Here is a 19,055-nt window from a genome sequence, read left to right as displayed (position 1 = left end):
CACCGCACGGCTGCTTCTGATCAGCCCACGTTGATGGGCGTCAAGCCGACCTGGCTTTGCGAGCGTTTGATGATTTCCGGTACCGCGATCAGGCAGACGCCAAAGATCAGCGAGCCGGCGATGTGCGAGACCTTGATCTGCGGGTTGTCTTTTTTACTTTTGGCGGCAATCAGGGCGCCGATGACGAAGATCACCCCGGCCATCTGGGCCAGGCTCAGTGCGCCCTTGGTGATCGTTACACCGCCTGTAGCGGTACTGGTCACCATGCCGGCAAGGTCGCTGCCATCGGCATGAGCGAAAACCGGAGAGGCAGCAGCGATGGCCACCAGGCCCTTGGCGAAGTGTTGGGCCAGATTGTCTTTGAGCAGGGTTGCGCGCACGCATACAGACAGCAGCATGTGTCGGGACATGTTCAGTTTCCTTGGTTCGATTGAGTGTTTGAGTAAACGAGTGATGGAGCGAATGAAGCGGTGAAGCAGAAGCGGTACAGCAGAAGAGCGCGTCAGCGCGGGGGGTGTGGCTTGATCAGAGCAAGCCCAGAGACTTCTGTGCTGCATCGAGCAGGTAGGGGTTACAGACGCACAGGACACCGATGATGAATTTAAGCGTGCCTTTGGAAACATCCTCGCCGGCGGACAGGCCGGTGTGGCCGTCCTTTAGGGATCGTTTCCAGCTGAGCATGCCCTGCAGGGCAAACATCACCCCGAGCATCCTGACCAGGGTCAGCACGGCGTTGGCGGCATCGGCGGCGACACCGAAGGTGCCCACATCGACGTAACTGATCGCCTCGAATGAAGCGCTCTGCCAGCCCAGTTGCCGGGCACCCGCGCCGATGACCTGATCCAGTCCAGCCAGACCGCCGCAGATGAGCAGCAGGGCGAGCGTTTTGCCCATCCCCTGACTCTGCCCCGGCGCTTTGCGCGCATTGGCCTGATGCGCCAGGTAAGTGATCGATCCCACTACCGCGAACACAGCGCCGAGGGTGAACATCAGATGGACGAAGGCACCTAGCAGCCCGTGGGCAAAGGCGACCAGTATCTGAATGGCATCTTTTGAGCCGGACATGACCTACCTCACTGCAGCTTGCCGGCACTGGTGTGCACCAGGCGGGACGGGGCATCGATGCCGGTCACGGTGACCGGGCCCACGGTATCCCCGACCTCGACCGCCCAGGTCTTGTCCTGCCATTGCACCCAGGCCATGCCGTTCTGCACAGCGCTCAAGTGCATGCCGGCCAATGGGCTGGAAGGCGCGACCGCATGCGGCTTGGCGGCGACGGCGACCGTTCGACGTACTGGCGTGGAAGGTGCGACCAGGTTATGAGCGGACTGCAACGCGGCTTGCGCCTGTAGCTCGCTCACCTGTTGCTTGAGCAGTGCCTCGGTATCCGCCATTGCGTTGACCTTCAGTGCCATCTGCTCGATGGCCTGACGGTTTACGTCGCTGTGCGTACGAATGGTTGCAATCATGGCAGCCACCTCGTTCTGCATCTGCGCCAGGCTGGACGCCGAAGCCGCCGCCTGAGCCATTGAACCGCTTGAGCTGGCCGGTACGCTGGAAGCCGTATCAAAGCTGAGCGGTGCCGACTGCAGATCCTGGCTACCAAAAGCGCGCCCACTGGTACTGGCACCAGGCTCAGGCCTGAAGAAAAAGATGCCGGCCGCAATCAGGATCAGCGCATACAGGGTCAGCCAGGGGATGGACTGTCCCCAAATGATTGGGCGCTTGAGCCAATGCTGATCAACGTTGGGCGGGGACGTGTATGCCGGTGGCGGCACGGGTGCCGCCTGAGGGCTGAATTCACTCATCGATTAAACTCCTGTCGCAGTTGTTGAGCCTGAATTTGCTGACGCGCAGCAGCACGCCATTGATCGTCGCTTGCAGGTTGCAAGGTGGGTTGCAGGGCTGCTTGGCTGGTTGAGCGGATTGGCACGGCAGCCTTAACTTCATCACCGCCCTGACCCGGCGCGATGGCATCGCCTGAGTACACGCCACGCATGAACTGGATGGCCACAACCTGGCCCTTGGTGACGGTGACCTGCGTGGCCGGCACGCGCTGGGCGTCTTCGGTCAGCACCTTCGCCGCCTGTCCTGCAGCGCCGCCTGCCATGGCACCCAGCACGGCTGCGCCGTCCGGCAAACCGGGACGCACCACCTGGCTGTTAAAACCATTGCTGACCAACTGGGTATTGGCTTGCGAATACATCTCGCCGATGCCACCGATGCCGCCCAGCAAGGCCGGCAGCACAATGCGCGACATGTAGCGGTGGTTCACGTCGGTGGCCACGTTGGCCAGCAGGCTGTCTTCCTGCAGGGCATAGGCATCGACCTTGTAGTTGATGCCCTTGTAGGCCATTTCACTGAAGTGGATGACCACGCCTTCGCCGGTCAACTTGGCGCCGTCAGACGCCTTGAGCACGATGCCGGCGTATTTGCCGGTGTCGATCCTGCCAAGCACCGGCGTGGTGCTGTTGTCCGAATCAATCCCGAGGTCGATGTAGCCCGGTGCACGCCAGTACGGCGGGATTACTTCGATCGGCACTTGCGAGGCATTGGTGCCCGCGCCATTGATGCCGCCGTTGGTGGACGACACGGTGCGCATCCCTCCGCCTAGGCTCTGACTCCACTGCTGATAGCTGCCGTCGGCCCCACCTGCTCCACCCTGACCGGTCCCGGAACCTTCACTGCCCAGCACCCGTGCCGTCTGCAGCCCAGTGATGTGCTGTTCCTTCACATCGGGGTTGAGTTTGGCGAGGAACTTGTCCAGGGCTTGCTGACGGCGACTGTTCTGGTCGGAATTGCCATTGTTATTGCCGTTGCCACCGTTGTTGCTGCCCTGTTCCCCCTGCTGCGCCGCCTTGCCAGCATCGGTGTCAGTTGGCGGCTTTTGCGCCTTCGGCGGCACATAGGGCTCCGATTCCAGCTTGAGACTGGCCACAAACGAGGCATTGCTGGCTTGAGCCTGCGCAGCGCCTTGTCGATTTGACTCGTTCAGTTGCTCGCGATAGGCCGGTGTTTCGTTGATCTTGCCAGGAGCAGCGCCGCTGACCCGATCCAGGTTGACCTGAGAAGTTTGCTCCGGCGCTTTGTACAGCCAGGTGATCAAGGCATACCCCCCCACGAGCACGCCCCCAATCACTACTACGATGGACGTCCACGTCAGCTTTTGCGCCCGTCCTGCATCCTGTTCACTTGCCATATTTACTCCAGTGCCACGTTGAGGGCCGAGGTGCGTCCGAGCACCGAAAAGGACACGTAAGGTGTCACCGGCAATTTCCACAGGTGCGTGCCGTCGGCCGATGACAGGGTGGCCTCGAACTCGTCGCGGATATCCGCTCGCGAGCGGATGTACAGGTCATCACCCATTTGCCAGACCGTGGTGTCCGGCACGTCGCCGCTGGTCTTCAATCGGCGTGCATCTTTGGGCGGGATGCCATCGAGAAACGCCTGAAGGGTGCTGTCGTGCAGCCCAATACGACTTTCCGGCGCTGCGCCGGCAACCGCATTGGGTCCACGACGCGGGATGCGCAGATCCAGGCGGCTGTCTACCGCCCAGGTCTTGGCTGCCGTATCGGGTTCGCCACTGCTGACCGTGAGCACGATCGGCACAGCCAACCCATCCAGGTACACGGTGACGTTGCCGCTCTGGTACGGCTTGATCGCTTCAACGACCAGCACCGGGCTGTTGGGCATCCAGTAAGACGTGAAAGCATTGGGGTTACCGGTAATCGGCGCAGCGCCCAGTTTCCAGGGCGCGCCCGTGCTGTCGATGAAGGTGATCGAGCTGGGGTAGTTCACGGCGGTGCGGATCAGCGGCAGGCTGGCCCCCGGCGCCAGGTCCACCGTTAACGCGCTGATCTTCGGCACGATGGCCATCTGCGGGGCGCTCATGGCCTGCTCAACCTCATTCTTGTTGCTAAGCAGGTCGCGTGTTTCTGCTGGGGTCAAAGGGGTGGTTGCTTCAACCGCCTGGTTGTACAGCGCTGACCGAGGCGGCGGCAGGGGATCGTTGCCCGAAGGCGTCTTGCTTTTGGGTGCCGTGGATTGCCAACCGGTGGCCGGCACGGCAGCAGGTGCTTGCGGCGTTGGCGGCGTTTGCGCTGTTTCCGCCTCTGCCGCCCAGGCACAACTGCCCGTCACAAGCCAGACGGCCAGTGCCATTGAGATTTTCATAGGATGTCCTTGCAGGATGAGCCGGCGCAGTGAGCAATCTGCGCGGCATGGCATTTCATTGGAATGGGTGACGCCACGGGCAGGTGTGCAGCGCCTGTTCAAAGGCTGGAGTCATGCGCCTCCTCCTCGATGACGGGCATGGATCGCCATAACCAGTCGCAGCGACGTGACAACAGCTCACTCAATCGCTCGGCATCGTTGGCAGCATCCACGCTGTCGCGGCCAAGGGCTGACGTCAGGGCATTGCGCAACCAGAGGCTGCTGCTTGGGCACGCCAGTGCGGCCTGGATTTCATCATTCACGGTCATGATCAATGCTCCTTCAATTGGCGCCGGTGCTGATGAGCTGCACGACCTCAAGGCCCTTGGGTTTCACATCCACGTCCGTGCGCTGAATGCGCTGGGTGAAGATAAAGCGCTGCGCCGGACTGCCCGTCACCTGGCCATCAAGCTTCAAGGTCACCGGGTACTGGTATTCCCAGGCGTAAATATCACCCTGCTGCCCTTTGGCCCGGATACGGCCCGGCCCCACATCCACCGACAGGTTCATCCGCTGATTCTTGACCGAGGCCAGGATGTTGGAGCTGTTCAGCGCCGTGAAGTAACCCGAGTAGCCCACATCGTCGTAGTCTTCCTTGACCCTGTTGATCTGGTCCTGCCAGTGGATGAAATCCAGGGTGAAGCTATCGCGGATGGTGTCGGCCCCGAAGGCCGCGACATCGTTGTCGCTAAATGCCGGCTCACTCTTGGGCTTGACCGGCACGATGCGGCCGTTTTCGGTGGTGAAGTACAACACCGGCGGGTGAGCCACCTGCCAGCCCAGTATTCCGATCACCACGATTGCCAGGACCAGTGCGCTGCCGCTCCAGATCAGCGCGGTCAGGCAGCGGTGCGCAAAGGCGGCGCCCAGCTCGCGTTGCCGCTGGGCATTTTGGGCGTGGAGAAACGCTTGTTCCTCCGCCGCGACAACCGCCTGCAGCATGCTTTGCTCGGGAACCGCTGCTGTTTCATTGGGTGTTTGCATCATTACAGCCTCACAGGTTCTGGTACTGCTGCCAGGGATCGATGCTGCTCGGGATCTGGCTGTTGATCTTGTCCACCGCCGCCTGACAGACCCGCTCCGTCACCTGATCGAGGATGTCCTGCAGGCTGGGAAAGGACGGCAGGCTGACGCGGGTGGTGCGGATGCGCGAAAGGCAGCTCTGCAACTGGTCAGAGACAGTGCGCTCGCGCTCGGCCCATGCCTCGTCCGCTTTTCGGGCCTGTTCGTAACCCGCCGTGCTGCCGGCCTGGGCAGCATCGCCCGAGCGGCAGACGGCGGCATCGCTGATAACCGGCAGGCAGCACAAAACCATCAGCAGTGCCGGGCACATGCTTTTCTTGATCATGAAGTTGTCCTTGCTCTAGGTTTTAGGCTGGTCGCGCCATGTTGGGCTGCGCCGTGGGTGCCGCTGCCGGTGACGACTTTGGGAGGTTGCTGGTGTCCTTCCAGCGTTCATCAAAACCCAGTCGCACGTGCAGTGCCGGCGGCACTTCAGCCGGGAAATCCAGCTTGCCAACGCGCACGGCCGGATCGCCGTCGAGCTTGAACGCGATGTGCTCACGCGCCACTGGCTCACCGCCGGAACGGTTGATGCCGTTGCCCACCCCGATCGGCACCAGGCCTTGCTCGGTGATCTGGTTGATCACCATTGGCGGCGCCTCGGCATGACCAGGCAGGCTTACCAGCACGTGCTGGTACTGATCACCCTGACGCACCACACCTTGCAGGTATGGACCGTCACCACGAAACAGCGCCATGTCCAGCTGGCCATCGGGGGACCAGCTGCTGATTACCGGCTTGCCGACGTCCACCGTGTCTACGGCAGGTCGCGGTGCCGACAGCGGATCACCGGCCCTGGAGCTGCCCTGACCGTTGGGGGTCATCCAGAACAACCCGTCAGCAGGTCGCGGCGGCGCATCGATCGGCACATTGAGCTGCGTCATGATCGAGTGCTGGATCATGTCGAAGCGCGCAGCGTCATACGCCACCAACCTCACGCCCTGATCGTCCCCCGTTCGAACGGCCGTGCCATTGAGCAGCCCCAGCGACCATTGGTTGCGTTTGGCTTGCTTGTCCTCATAACGCAGGATCGCCCCTGTCTCGGGGTCTTTCACCGGCGCCCTTACCGTGACCGGCTTCTCGCCCAGGTATTGCAGGGTAGCCATGCGGCCCGGTTCGATGCGCGTTTCCCGCAGCAGCCCAGCCAGCTCCATGCCCCAGAACGTCTGCACACCGGTTTTGGTCCGCAGCTTGAGGTGCACGCTCTCACTGTTTTGCGGATCAAACCGAAACGGCGCCTTGCCACAGCTCAACACCTTGCCGGTGACACCCTGTGCCGCTGATGTGGAGAGCTGATGGATAGAAGGATCCACGCCTGTGCCCGGCGCCTGATCCCCGCTCACTCTGGCAGGTGTAGCCTCTGGCGTTTGCCGTGCTGCCCCAAGAGGCGGTGCATCATCGACAGGTCCGGCCTGCGCAGCGCTATGGTTAAAACTGATCGGGTCGGAAACTGCCAAAGGCACATACGCATTGTCAGCAGCGCTATTGCTCGCCATGGGTGCAGCCTGCTGCTCTGGTACTGCCGGGCTTGTCGGGGCCATTGACCCCGCTGCTGTCGCGACATGCATTACAGGCGTTGCCGGTGGAGCGCGATCAAACGGTTCGGGTGTATTGCCGTGAATAGCATCGGGTTTGACGACCGGCAGATCCAGCGCCTGACGCGCTTGATCGAGCATCAGCTGCTGGGCCGGATTTTTCATCGAGACGTTGACCCGGTTCTGGGCAATCAGCTCGACCGCTTTGGCCTTGAACGCGTCACTGCCGGTTAATTCAATCTCACCACGATAGAAACGCGCTGCCGTCAACAGCGCTGCGAGGATCTTCTCGTCACTCTGCCCGGCGCCGGGCACCATCTCCAGGCGCGAGCCTCGGTCAACAAATGCTGGCTCGTTGTCCAGCTTGTACAGCACTGAATTGTCGCCCTGCGGCTCAGGGGTGATGCGGCTCAACAAGTTGTCCTTGTCAATCTGGCTGGGCTGCAGCGGCGGCTCGTCTTTGCCGATACGCGGGCCGACGTCAATGAAGTCCATGACCGCTTCAGCGGCAGGCGCCTCATCAGCGGCGGGACGACGCGGCGTCAAAGCAACCAGATCGTCAGCGGCTTTCACAGGCGGCTCAGGTTCAGCCGCAGAAGCAGCAGCGCTGGCCACCGCAACCGGGACAGTCAAAGCGGGCTCGATCGGCTCGTCCGCCGGTACAGCCGGCGATGCTGCCACCGTCGGCTGAACTGGCGACAGCTGCGCTGTATCAGGTCCAGCTTGCACAAGCTCAGGGGTTGCAGGGGTTGCAGGATCGTTCGATGTCGCACTGGCAACAGTCAAATCAGCGAAAGGCGCTTCGACAGTGGTGGTCGGACTCTCTGCCACGTTGACCGGCACGGCATTAAAAGCAGCAGCCGGTTCGGAGGTGCCAGGCCCCTCGGTATTCACTGAGGCAGGCTGAACGTCTGCATTGATGCTCGATACTGGCTCGACGGCAGCCGGGGCGGTATCTGCAACGGATGCCGGGGCGGCTTCACTTGTTGGTTCAACTGCATCAGCGGCCAGGCCCGGTGGATCAATGCTGACACGTGGAGCCGTCTCAACTGATTCAGCTGCCATTGTCGGCACTTCGGGTGTCGCCGGAGCCGGTGCTGCTTCAACGCTCAAATCCGGTGCAGACTGTTCCACGGCAGGAGCCGCAGGAGTTAAAACAATGCCTGCGGCCTGGATCTGCTCGGCATACACAGGCACCGCCTGCGTGTTACTGATCATCGTATCAGTGGCCATTTCACGCAGCGGATCTGCCTGAATCACGGCAAGGTCCTGCACATCCAGGTTGGCCCACTTCGCAGTGTCTTCAGGGCCCACTTGCGCCGGTGCCACTGCAGCATCAGGCGAAGGCGCGATGACGTCGGCATACGCTTCGGCACGGGCATCGATGGCCACACTTGCCTGCATCTCTTGTGGATGAAAGCGCTGCGCCTGGACCGCTGCGTGATCCTGCACATTCAGATTCAGAGCGCGGTTGGCCAGAGAGACCGTGAGAAACGGGTCCTGCTTGGCCTGCTGGACAATCTCTGCAATTCGCGTCTGCATCTGTTCAGCCAACTGCGCCGCCTGGGCATTGATATCGAAGGCGGCCAGCGGGGCCAAGCCGGCACCGCTCACGCGCAGTGTGGCCTGTTCGCTGACCCAGGTGTCGCGATCCTTGGCCAGGTCACCGGTTGCAGCCGGAATGGGTCGGCCCATCTTGATCGCGTATTCCCCGGCCTCCTGAAGCTTCATGCGCTGGCCATCAAATGAGCGCATCGTCCAGCCCTCCTGCTCGGCCTTGTTCAGCTCCTTGAGCGCGTGATTGATATGGTGAATCTGCAGACCGTTGCTACCTGGTTCCATCAGCCCTACGGACGCGGCGATTCGCTCTCCGAAAGTAAGCGACTGGATATCCTGGGATTTCAGCTCAGTCTTTTCAGTCTTCAGCGCTGCCCGCAAGCCGGTCTTCAACTGATCAACCAGTTGAATTTGCTGCTTGAAGAAATCGCCCTGCAACGCGGACCACTCCTTTTCCAGGGTCTGGCGGATCTTAGGGGTCAGGAACACGCCGGGTGCTGCTGCATCGGTTGAATCTGGCACGGTAGTTACCTCGTCATGGCGCATGAATAAAGGCGCGGTCTGGTCGCGCACAGCGTCCAGACCACGTGATTGGTGGAGGTCGTTAAAGTCGGTGAAGCCCTGAGCGATTTCGCTTTCGTTGAAGGCGGGATACAGCACTTGGCCACCGACCAGCTGAGCGGCCTCTGTGGCCATGATCAGGCCCTTGTTTTCAGCCTTGGCGTGGTCGAAGTCCGCCAGAAACAGATGAGGACTGTCGGGAAACTGCTCGTGAAGGATCTGGGCCACGGTGACCATGTTGCCTGCGTCGATGGTCATCACCACCGGCCGGTCAGTGGCGAGGTTCAAACTGCGCGCCGTGGCATAGCCTTCGGCGTACAGGATGGGTTGACCGGGTTCCAACGGCCCCCCGACCACCAGGAAATTTCCTTTCTTGGGCGCGCCCTTAAATAACCGCTTATCACCAGAAGCCGGAATGTATTGCAGGGATTTGAAGTTTCCCTCGGCCGAAAAAAACGGCACCACCAGGGCGCCGTTTCGTGTCTGACGAATTTCGGGCGTCGGGGGTATCCCCTTACGCACCAAATAAGGGTGCACAGGGTCTGCAGCAGGCAGTCGGTCATAAAGCCTTGTGGCAATTCGCGTCTGTCGTGCGTAGTTGGCAGCTCGTTGTCGGGCAGCGTCTTCCTGGGACTGCTTAGCAGCTGCACGGATGTGCAGACGTGCCACAGGGTCGGCCTCCCCTCCGGATGCGGACCAGTTGGTCACATCCGCAGTGCGGTGATAGTTGATAAACCAGCCACCGGGTCTGCGATCCAAGTAGCCGCTGTAGACGCCACTGTTCTTGCCGCCTTTATCGTCGGTAGTGGCCACGCGCTGCCGTGTGCCGTTCATCACAGGCATTCCTTTAATAACCAGACCGGCCTGCGTCAAAACATCAAGAAACTCCGCTTCCGGGTCACCGCCTCCCGCCCGCATGCTGCGATCGGGCAGCCACTCATTGATGCGATCAAGGTCGCAACCCGGCCGGGCGTACCAGAGCTTTTCTACTTTGTCCCAGGCGACAGCGGAGCGGCCGTCGCTCAATTGTCCGGCCGCAGCACGCATCTTTTCGCGGTCGTCAGGCTGCACGGCGAGCCACACCGGGTATTCGGAGATTTTCATGGGGGTGTCCTGCTTGAACTGGGCAGAATCGGATTCGGGAAAGGTTTGCTGCGACCGGGTACTGTCGTGCAGCCCCTCGGCCACCATGGTGGTGAGGTTGATCAGATCGCTGATCCGCATCGCTCGGATTCGCGATACGCACACATCGTCGTAGGATTTTTGACCGTCGATAGCCGCCGATCTATCGGATGGTTCAATGGCCTCGCACGCTAACGCGTAAACCTCTTCAGCGTTACGCATATCGCTCTGGCCAGGATAGAGCCGGTCAACATAACCCCAAAGCGTTTCAAGCCCGACCTCGGATCGAGCTTCGATGATTGCGTTTAGGACTGCTCGCTTTTCGTCGGGCTTGAAGGTGTTGATCCCAAAGTGTCCAAGGATTTCGTGCCTAAGAGTTCTTTCAAACTTTTCGTTCGAATCACTGTTGGCAAGGGCAAAATCTGCCCCGCGGGATGCCGCTCGATACGAACCACTAATTCTTCCCCGGAGTGCGACTGTATTTTCTGGTCCATAAATTTCTTCCTGATGTTCAGCGAGGTTGTAGGTGATCGTACGGGCCTGCGGGTACGTTTTGCAAAACTCGTAGATCAATTCCTCTGCAGCTTCAAATGACAAGGCCATGGCTTAGCCTCCCTCGGTAAATCGCCGGTACCACCAAGGCCGACCGGACAGCTTATTGCCGCGCACCAGGTACAGCAGGCGGGCAATCAGCACCTTGTACGTCCAGCCAAAATGCGACAGCAGCCGGAAACCTGCGATGACCCCACTGACCACGTAGATGGTCATCATCGAGGGAAAGCGAAACCAGGCCAGGTACAGCAGAAACAGCGGTGCGGGAATGCCGTACACATTGAGCAGGCGCGAGGCGTTGCGCCAAAACCCGGGAGGGGGACGTTTTTGTTCGTTCATAGGCTCACGCTGGAAATTGATGGATCAGGCACAGCCTGACGCTACAACCATGGGTTGCAGGCTTAGTTGGATGGGTTAGAGGTTGAGACGGGGACGAACGAGAACTTAGTGAGTGGCTGCCAGCAGTGCGTCGATGTCATCTGCCTGTTGCATGGCCAGCTCTCTCCAGCAGCCGGCAGCGGCGACTGGATCACGGTACATGAAGTCAAACACTTCCTTGGCCTGTCGCAGCTGAATCTCCAGCAGTGCAGCCCACGCCGCCGCATCGTCTGGCTTGCGCGCCGCCACAATCATCGATCGGTGCGAGCGATACTCGACTAGGCCCCTTGCCTGCACCTGACGCAGCGCCTCACGGACCGGCATACGGCTGACACCAAAGTGATTGGCCACTGCTCGCTGGCAGATCGGTGCGCCAGTAACCAGGGCGCCTGACAAAATGGCATCGCTCAGCCTTTCCGCAATCAGCGTCACCGAAGCGCGCTCTTCCGGGCGCGGCCCCAAAACTTCCAAGTTGACTCGACTCATGATGATCGTCCTTTAAGTGAGTGGATCAGTAGCCAGGCTGGTAGGCCTGACCTTTGTCCCAGCGCGATTGCCAGTGCTGGGTGTAGACCTTGGCCACGTCCGGCGCGTCCCACAGCACCAGGGCGTTTTCGCTGTTGGAATGCGCAGCGGCCGAGGAGTAGTTGAACGAGCCTGTTTCTACGTTCAGCCCGTCGGTGATGATCACCTTGTCGTGCTGGATCTTGTAGGCCGAGTCCGTGCGCAGCGGGATGCCGGCAGTGGCAATCAGGTTCATCGCCGCCTTGCTGCCCTTGCCCTCGTTGCCGCGTGCATCGAGCACGACCTGCACATCCACGCCGCGTCGTTTGGCGGCAACCAGCGCCTTGACCACGCTAGGTGACGTGAAGCTGTAGCCCATCAGCAGGATCTGGTGTTGCGCCTTCTGAATCACGTCCACTACCAGCGTTTCGGCCGTGCCTTCCGGGGAAAAACCGACCTGCACCTGGCTGGCCTGAGCGGCATTGGCCATGAGCAATAGCACGGCAGTTGTTGCCGTAATGTGAAAACCTTGAAAACGGCGAGTCAGTCGATTCATGCGGCTTTTCCTTGTTCAAAAGCACGTTGCTGGTGGGAGGTCATGGCCATGCGCAGCTCTGACTGCTCGATGATGTCTTGCTGGTAAAGCCGCCATGCCTGGTCGGCAATCCGGCGCTTTTCCACGCGGATGATGTTGTCGATGTGTTGCCCCCACTCGGTGTACTTCAGGTCCGCCAGCTTGGCGCGCAGCGGGTCATCAAACACGATGTACTCGCGCACCGCTGTGCGTTTGCCATCGGTGGTGCGCAACAGCTTCTGCACCACGATGTACTGCAGCACGCCCAGTAGGTCTCGAGCCGTGGCTTCGCGCATTTCCGCCGGCACCATGGTCAGGCAGCGCGGTATGGCTTCACCCGGTGAGTGAATGTGCATGGTGGTCAGGTTGAAATGACCCAGCTGGCCGGCCAGTACGCCTGCCTGAAAGGTTTCCAGGTCGCGCATTTCACCGATGCCGATGATCGACGGTGCGCGGCGCAGATCAGCGCGAATCGCTTCTGCATAGGTTTCCACATCACGCCTGATCTGCAGCTGGGTGGGTTGCAGGATGTCTTCAGGACGACCCAGCACAAACTCGATCGGGTCTTCGATGGTGGTGATCTTGCGGTCCGGTTCGGTCTTTTGGCAGTTGCGATAAGCAGCGGCAGCCAGTGTGCTTTTACCGGATCCCGTGATGCCTCCCAAAATGCCGATACCGTTGGGGGGTAAAAGCGCTTCGAACAGATCCGCCTCGATGCCCATCTTGGTGATGTCAGGAATATCCGTGGGGATGATTCGCATGGTCAGCGCGATGGTGGTGTCCAGCCGTCCCGCCGTGGCCTGGACGAAGTTGCAGCGAAAGCGCAAACGCTCGCCTCGCTCCAGCCCATAACGGTTGTGCATGTCACCGTCCAGCTGCAGCGGCCTGTCCACTGGCTGGCCGCCCTTGACCATGGACCGAACCTCGGGACTGAAGATGTCGTCCATCAACTTGCCCAGCGTGTCGTCAGCCAGCACGAAGGTGCTGGCCCGGCGTTTACGGCCGTGCTGATCAACCACCAGGCTATTGCCGCCCTGGATGTGAATGTCGCTGACGTTTTGCCGGGCACACCACACGAAGAACTCGCGCATCGACAGCTCGTTGACACCGTGCTCGAAGTCAAAAGGCTGAAATTCAGCAGTGTTGGTCATGGTTTGTCCCTCCGAATCACCGGCTGCCACTTGGTCTTGTCCGGGATAAAGCCTGCGTTTTCCTTGATCGTGCGCACCCGATCGCCCGTCATCAGCTTCTGCCGATCGCCCGTGACCGTCTGTTGCTGGTCGGTGACCACCGGCTGAGTAATGAAGCCCTGACGCAGCAGCTGGGAGTACAGCAACATGCCCCGGTAATCGCGGGTCAGTCGGTTGAAGTTGGCTTCTAGCGTGTGATCGGCACTGACGCGCCCTTCTTCCCAGCCCCTCTTGATTGCCGTCTGCCACAGCGCTTTCTGCACGCTGTTTTCCGGCATGACGGATGATTCAGGGCCATCGGTCGCGGTGGACGACAGGCCGGCGAGCAACCAGGTTCGCCAGGAAGGCGGGTTGCTGACGAAGCGCTCCGGCGCAATGATTTCGTAGACATGGCTTGAAGTGCGGATCTGACCAGGGGTGATGTGCGCAACATCCAGCGCCTCATCGATCACTGGCGGCAACCAGCCTTGTCTGCTGATCAACGTCTTGAAGTCGTAGATCACTTCCAGTCGGCCAAAGCGTCCGTCCAGGGTTTGCCGAAGCTCCCATGAGCGCTGGGCCTTGCCGCCCCGAAAGCCGATCGTGCGACCGGCTTCTTCCAGCAACTGGCGACGCGTATCGGAGACCTGCGAGGCATCAGGCTTGGTCGCATTGAGATAGCGATCCATGGCCGGCGGCGCATCAGACGGGGCTGTTGTCTGGGTCTGCGCGCATCCGGCCAGGCCCTGTATGCAAATCAGGGCGAGCAGCGTTCTTTTCATGGATGCCCCCTGGTTTGCTCCGGGGGCTGCGCCTGCATGAACGCCAGGGTCAGCTGGCTGGGCAGCTGATAAAGCGTCGCCCGCCAGGCCGTCTGCATTTCGATCATCTGCAGCAGGTTCTGGTAGGTCACACCGCGCACGTGCACGTTGACCGGCAGGGGCAAGCGCACGCCTGTCCAGTTAAAGCGTGCCCCGCGCTGCTTGGCCACGTGAGACAGCAGCTCAACCGCGTCACCGGACCAGTTCACCGATACCAGATCGGTATTGGCCAGGATGGCGTCCGCCGGCAGCGCGGACACGGTGTTGATGGCACCTTCCTGCCACAGCACCTGTTGCTGGGCCACCAAGCGCACAAGGGCGGGATCAGGTGCGGCAGCAGCCGCGGGCTTTTGTTGAAATGCCTGACAGCCGGCCAGCAGCAAGGCCACCGCAGGAGCAGTGAATAGAAGATGCTTCATGAAAAGTCTCCCTACACCCCTGCGCGGGATGCAGTCATTAACGGATAGCGAGGTGGGCAGGGGGTATGCGACGCGCCTTGAGGCGGTCATAGATGTTTCGAACCAGCTGGGCATACAAAAGCCGCTTTGCTTCTTGTTTGGCCGAGGGATGAAACCCTGCGTTGTAGGAGCCAAGGCAGCGCCAGGTGTTGCCACAAACGCGCAGATGACGGGCTAACACCCAGGCGCCGGCCTGCACGTTGAAACAGGCATCCGTGAGCAAATCTTCGGGCCGGTGAATCAACCCCATCTTGACCAGCCGGTTGGCATTGGCTGAGTTGATCTGCATGACGCCATAGTCCGTGCTGATCAGCTTGCCGTTGTCGTCGTAATTTCGATTTACGGCGTTTTGCCTGAGGCCGCTTTCCTGAATGGCGATCGCCTCAAGCAGCAATGGATCTACCTCTTGGCGCTGCCCGGCTGCATCAAAGCAGTATGCGAAGCAGGAAGCCGGCAGGGCCAGAAGTAGACAGAGCCACAATCGGAGCATGCAGCACCTCCGGGTTCGATTAATTAGCGGTTGAACCAGTCTCGGTAACCGCGACATTCCTGCTGCGCAACTCGGCTTCTTTCAGGCCGTTGGCACGCCTCATTTCGTCTGCGATTTTATCCAAAGCGGTGCCTATCAACGCGCAACCCGCCAGGACCAATGCTCCCAACAACGTTGCTGATGTAAATATCATGACGTGTTCCCTCAAAGTGACGTTGTTCAGGTTCGGTAATCAGGGGGAGCGCTGCGCCTGGTTCAGTACCAGGCGCACGTACCCGTTCTTGAAACCTGAGTGGAAGTTGCCGGTGTTGTAGGCCGATATCGCCGCCTGCAGCGCGCTCTGCGGATCGCCGAACTGCCCGGACGCCTTGACGTAGTTGCGCGTCAGCACAACGCCGCCGGCATAGACGTTCGAGCAGGGGTCGAAGACCTGCTCGACCGTCAGGCCCAGGTTCGTCATGGTTCGGCTGTTGATCTGCATCAGGCCCATGTCGATGTTGGCCCCGGCCGCGAGTAAGCGCCGCGCCTCGGTGACCGCTGCCTGGTAGCTGTCAGGCTTCTTGAACCGGTGGTTGCCGTTGACGCCCAGTGCCCAGGGGTTGCCTGCAGACTCCTGCGTCATGATCGCCATCATGGTGTTACTGGAAACAAAGGGTGCGCACATCAGAACCAGCGTGAGCAGGTCCATCACTGCGACCCTTGAGCCAAGGCAAAGCGGTCCTGCGAGGGGTCCATGCGGCGGCAGAATTCCGCAAACTCATCGGCACTCACGGCCTGCGACAGCAAAAAGCCCTGCCACGAGTCGCAGCCCAGCCTGTGCAGGCTGGCCAGCTGCTCATCCGTCTCCACCCCTTCAGCCAGGGTGGTCAGGTTGAACTCTCGGGCGATGCTCATGATGGTCCGCACAATGCGCTCGTCCACACCGTCGGTAGCGGAGCCGATGAACGATCGGTCGATCTTCAGCGTGTCCACCGGGAAGCTCTTCAGGTAGGTCAGCGACGACCAGCCGGTGCCGAAGTCATCCAGCGCGACGCGTACACCCAGCGCTCGCAGCGAGTGCAGGATGCGCGCTGCCTTGTCGGTGTCCGACACCAGAAAGCTTTCGGTCAACTCCAGCTCCAGCAAGTCGGCTGGAAAGTCCGACTCGGCCAGCACCTGGCTGACACGCTCAGGCAGCGTCTCCACGAACTGGCGTCCGGACAGGTTGACCGCGACGCGCAGGTTAAGCCCCATGGCTTTCCAGCGCTGGCCCTGCTCGACCGCTTCACGCAGCACCCAGTCGCCGATCGGCGTGATCAGGTTGGTTTCTTCTGCCACCTGGATGAACTGCGACGGCGGTATGAGGCCCTGCTGGGGGTGAAACCAGCGAATCAGCGCTTCGGCACCGACGATGCGGTTGGTCCGCGAACAAAACTGCGGCTGGTAGTGCAGGACGAAATGCCCGTCACGCAGCGCGACTTTCAGCTCTGCTTCCACACGAGCACGTGCCTGGGCCCGCTCGTTCATCTTCTCGTTGTAGAAGCGCAGGGTGTTGCGACCCTCGCCCTTGCTGCTGTACATGGCCAGATCTGCGTTGTGCAGCAGCGCATCGACCGTGGCCCCGTCACCCGGCCAGGCAGCCACACCGATGCTGACGCTGACATGGTAGAAACTGATGCCCACCTGGATCGGCAGCGAACAGGCTGCCAGGATCCGCTCGGCCACCACGGTGATGTCGTCGGGACTGGGCAGGTTGCACAGCAACATGACGAACTCGTCACCGCCCAGCCGGGCCACCGTATCGCTGTCGCGCACGCTGCTGCTCAGGCGTCGGGCCACTTCGACCAGCACCGCATCGCCTGCGGCATGGCCATGGGTGTCATTGATTTTCTTGAAGCGGTCCAGGTCCACGAACAGCACGCCCAGATAGCTGTGCTGCATGCGTGATGACAGGTGAATGGCCTGCTCCATCCGATCGCGCAGCAACTGGCGGTTCGGCAGTTTCGTCAGGGGATCAAACAAGGCCAAAGGAAGGGCTGCACCGGGCAATTGGTCCTCGATCGGCTGAATCTCAAAGGTTATGCCTGCCAGTAGGTTAGAGCGCTTGACCCGCGCACGGACCGGCTCCAGCGCCCAAGCCACTCGCGTGGCATCGAATACAAACTCGCCCGTCTCGTCGTCACTCAGCATGAAGGCAGCAAACGCCTCCCGCTGTGGCTCATCGATCAGCAGCTGGGCAAAGTCCGTCTGCTCCAGGTCAAAATTGGAGAACAGCTGGGTCGCCGCTCTGTTGGCATAACTGATGCGGTGTTGCTCGGCACTGACAAACAGGATCGCTGAAGGCAGCGCCGATAAAATCTCGCTGTGCATGGGGAACCTCGACGCGGGGGAGGAAGAAAAAAGCGAGGGCTGTCAGGGGTAGACGCGGGTATTGGACTCAGGCTGCCATTGAAGCGGGCGAAGCGAGCGGGGCTGGCCCAACACACTCGATGACGCACGAGTACAGACGCGTCCCGCTGCAACCGCGCCTTCGCTGTAAGGCTGGCCGGCCAGCAAGCACGCCTCTTGCGAGGACGGGTTTGCCAAAGCCTGTCGTAGTTGCTGTGAGCTGAGTTGATTCTGTATCGAGAGTTGGGCCTCAATACTGCTTAGGTGAGTATTGGTGACATCCAGCTGGTGTTGAGTTGCGCAGCCGGACAAAGCCAATGCGGCGGCAACGCCGACGCACAATATGACGATTCTGTTCATGGTGAGCCTTTGTGAGAACGGGCCGGATTGACCAGGCCCTGATGAAGAAAGTCGCTGAATGGACGTAAGCCCAGTCAAGTGAAGTCAGAAACATTCAAGGTCAGCGTGATCCCCCGGATTGGCGCCGGAGCGCTCTGCGACATAGCCACTGGTGTACCCAAGTGACTTGCACGCCCTTGATCCGCACGACAACCAGTAGTTAACCGTTCCCTGCCCTCCTGCTTGCGCCTCACAGGTCCCCGCAGTCCCTCCGTCCTGATTGGAGATGAATCCGACGGTGGTGCCGATGTACGTGGACTGGAACAGTTTCTGCCAGCGACCGGATTGGCACGACAGCGTCAAGCCAACGGTGTTGCGCCCTACCAACCCGTTCGGCGAACACACGTTCTTCTCGATCGCAATGGCATCGAGCTGCAGAAACTCCCCACTCCTCAAACGACCGGTTGAGGTCACCGTCTTACCGGTCACAGCGCCTGTAGCCGTGACCGTACCGCCGGTTACAGCGCCTGCAGCGGTGATGGCCCCGGAAGCAGTGACATCCACCGCATCGATGTCGTTGGCATTGGTGATGTCATGCTTGGCCCCTGATGTGTCCTGCATGTTCAGCGTGCCGGTCATGGGCAAACTGCCGTCGCGACGCAGAAATTCGAAGAACCCCTGACTGTCGTAGCCGTTGCTCATCGACACCAGACCTGCCACCCCGCCGCTGTTGGTTCCGGTCACCGTGCCGCCGTTGCCGACAAACACGCTGGGGTCACCGCCCATCGAGCTGGGCATCGAAACGCCGGCATTGCCAGGGCTCGCGGCCGTGGCTGCGATCGTGGCCCGGCGGATGTCCACCGTGTTGCCATTGGGGATCAGCAGCGGCGCCGAGGTCGTCACCTGAAACAGCAGGCTGCAGGATGGAATCGTGCAGCCGCTCTGGGTGTTGATCCGCATCGCGACGTTGAGCTGGAGGGTCTGGCCGTTATAGACCATTGGGTTTATAGCCGTTGCCGGCAGAAACCCTAGGCCGCTCAGGTCGGTCAGGGTGGGAGCCAATAGCCGCTGGGGGGGCAGTGTGTAGCCATTGCGGGTGACGCTTTCCCCGCGCTGGATCTGGGTGAAGAACGTGGTGGCATAGGTCTTGGTGGCATCGCTGGCATTGGCGATCCGCTCGCCGATCAGCTTGGCCTTGTCGTCTCGCTTTTGATCCATGCTTGCCTGCACATACTGGTTGCCGGCATAGGCTGCAATTAGGGTAATAACACCAACCGCCAGGGCCAGTTGCGGCATCAGAAAGCCGCGCTGCCGCTGCCTGGGTGGCAAGCGCACCGTGGGTAATCGCTTCATG

19 protein-coding genes are annotated in these 19,055 nt (G+C 60.7%); all 19 read right to left on the bottom strand.

Features of this window, described 5'->3' with window-relative positions; all coding sequences use genetic code 11:
- Positions 1 to 20: 20 nt before the first annotated feature.
- Positions 21 to 410, bottom strand: a complete 390-nt coding sequence (locus tag QWI20_RS23325; RefSeq protein WP_369307420.1) for a DUF6750 family protein — start codon at positions 408 to 410, stop codon at positions 21 to 23.
- A gap of 115 nt (positions 411 to 525) precedes the next feature.
- Positions 526 to 1,065 carry a conjugal transfer protein TraQ gene (traQ, locus tag QWI20_RS23320; RefSeq protein ID WP_369307419.1) on the bottom strand — a complete coding sequence of 180 codons (540 nt, stop codon included), beginning with the start codon at positions 1,063 to 1,065 and terminating at the stop codon, positions 526 to 528.
- An 8-nt stretch (positions 1,066 to 1,073) separates the two neighbouring features.
- Positions 1,074 to 1,808, bottom strand: coding sequence for a conjugal transfer protein TraP (gene traP, locus QWI20_RS23315; RefSeq protein WP_369307418.1), 735 nt, complete (start codon positions 1,806 to 1,808; stop codon positions 1,074 to 1,076).
- Positions 1,805 to 3,199, bottom strand: coding sequence for a conjugal transfer protein TraO (gene traO, locus QWI20_RS23310; RefSeq protein ID WP_369307417.1), 1,395 nt, complete (start codon positions 3,197 to 3,199; stop codon positions 1,805 to 1,807). The genes traP and traO overlap by 4 nt, the downstream gene beginning before the upstream one ends.
- A 2-nt stretch (positions 3,200 to 3,201) precedes the next feature.
- Positions 3,202 to 4,173 (bottom strand): DotH/IcmK family type IV secretion protein, encoded by a 972-nt coding sequence (locus QWI20_RS23305; RefSeq protein ID WP_369307416.1) that lies wholly within the window; start codon positions 4,171 to 4,173, stop codon positions 3,202 to 3,204.
- Positions 4,174 to 4,271: 98 nt separating this feature from the next.
- Complete coding sequence (locus QWI20_RS23300; protein ID WP_369307415.1) at positions 4,272 to 4,481, bottom strand: hypothetical protein; 210 nt, start codon at positions 4,479 to 4,481, stop codon at positions 4,272 to 4,274.
- A gap of 13 nt (positions 4,482 to 4,494) precedes the next feature.
- Positions 4,495 to 5,196 carry a DotI/IcmL/TraM family protein gene (locus QWI20_RS23295; RefSeq protein ID WP_369307414.1) on the bottom strand — a complete coding sequence of 234 codons (702 nt, stop codon included), beginning with the start codon at positions 5,194 to 5,196 and terminating at the stop codon, positions 4,495 to 4,497.
- Between the two features lie 10 nt (positions 5,197 to 5,206).
- Positions 5,207 to 5,560 carry a conjugal transfer protein gene (locus QWI20_RS23290; protein ID WP_369307413.1) on the bottom strand — a complete coding sequence of 118 codons (354 nt, stop codon included), beginning with the start codon at positions 5,558 to 5,560 and terminating at the stop codon, positions 5,207 to 5,209.
- A 22-nt stretch (positions 5,561 to 5,582) separates the two neighbouring features.
- Positions 5,583 to 10,652, bottom strand: coding sequence for an LPD7 domain-containing protein (locus tag QWI20_RS23285; protein WP_369307412.1), 5,070 nt, complete (start codon positions 10,650 to 10,652; stop codon positions 5,583 to 5,585).
- A 3-nt stretch (positions 10,653 to 10,655) separates the two neighbouring features.
- Positions 10,656 to 10,940: an IcmT/TraK family protein gene (gene icmT / locus QWI20_RS23280; RefSeq protein ID WP_369307411.1), complete on the bottom strand. Its 285-nt coding sequence runs from the start codon at positions 10,938 to 10,940 to the stop codon at positions 10,656 to 10,658.
- Positions 10,941 to 11,045: 105 nt separating this feature from the next.
- Positions 11,046 to 11,465: a winged helix-turn-helix domain-containing protein gene (locus tag QWI20_RS23275; protein WP_369307410.1), complete on the bottom strand. Its 420-nt coding sequence runs from the start codon at positions 11,463 to 11,465 to the stop codon at positions 11,046 to 11,048.
- 25 nt (positions 11,466 to 11,490) lie between these two features.
- Entirely contained in the window at positions 11,491 to 11,973 is a 483-nt protein-coding gene (locus tag QWI20_RS23270; protein WP_369307440.1) for a phospholipase D family protein, read from the bottom strand.
- 62 nt (positions 11,974 to 12,035) lie between these two features.
- On the bottom strand, positions 12,036 to 13,208 hold the full coding sequence (gene traJ, locus QWI20_RS23265) for a plasmid transfer ATPase TraJ (protein WP_369307409.1): 1,173 nt from the start codon (positions 13,206 to 13,208) through the stop codon (positions 12,036 to 12,038).
- The gene (locus QWI20_RS23260; protein ID WP_369307408.1) at positions 13,205 to 14,008 is read right to left on the bottom strand and encodes a type IV secretion system DotC family protein; all 804 of its coding nucleotides are present in this window, start codon (positions 14,006 to 14,008) and stop codon (positions 13,205 to 13,207) included. Before QWI20_RS23260 ends, traJ begins: the two co-directional genes overlap by 4 nt.
- On the bottom strand, positions 14,005 to 14,466 hold the full coding sequence (locus QWI20_RS23255; protein ID WP_369307407.1) for a DotD/TraH family lipoprotein: 462 nt from the start codon (positions 14,464 to 14,466) through the stop codon (positions 14,005 to 14,007). The genes QWI20_RS23260 and QWI20_RS23255 overlap by 4 nt, the downstream gene beginning before the upstream one ends.
- Positions 14,467 to 14,503: 37 nt before the next feature.
- A complete protein-coding gene (locus QWI20_RS23250; protein WP_369307406.1) occupies positions 14,504 to 14,995 on the bottom strand; it encodes a lytic transglycosylase domain-containing protein in 492 nt (163 codons plus the stop codon).
- A gap of 232 nt (positions 14,996 to 15,227) precedes the next feature.
- Positions 15,228 to 15,683, bottom strand: coding sequence for a lytic transglycosylase domain-containing protein (locus QWI20_RS23245; protein WP_369307405.1), 456 nt, complete (start codon positions 15,681 to 15,683; stop codon positions 15,228 to 15,230).
- The gene (locus QWI20_RS23240; protein ID WP_369307404.1) at positions 15,683 to 17,344 is read right to left on the bottom strand and encodes an EAL domain-containing protein; all 1,662 of its coding nucleotides are present in this window, start codon (positions 17,342 to 17,344) and stop codon (positions 15,683 to 15,685) included. The genes QWI20_RS23245 and QWI20_RS23240 overlap by 1 nt, the downstream gene beginning before the upstream one ends.
- Positions 17,345 to 17,806: 462 nt before the next feature.
- Positions 17,807 to 19,054: a shufflon system plasmid conjugative transfer pilus tip adhesin PilV gene (gene pilV, locus QWI20_RS23235; RefSeq protein WP_369307403.1), complete on the bottom strand. Its 1,248-nt coding sequence runs from the start codon at positions 19,052 to 19,054 to the stop codon at positions 17,807 to 17,809.
- Position 19,055 lies beyond the last annotated feature (1 nt).

Origin of the sequence: Pseudomonas sp. W2-17 (assembly GCF_041060445.1) — a bacterium.
In the GTDB taxonomy this organism is placed as follows: Bacteria; Pseudomonadota; Gammaproteobacteria; order Pseudomonadales; family Pseudomonadaceae; genus Aquipseudomonas.
This window is presented reverse-complemented; position numbering and strand designations above follow the sequence as displayed.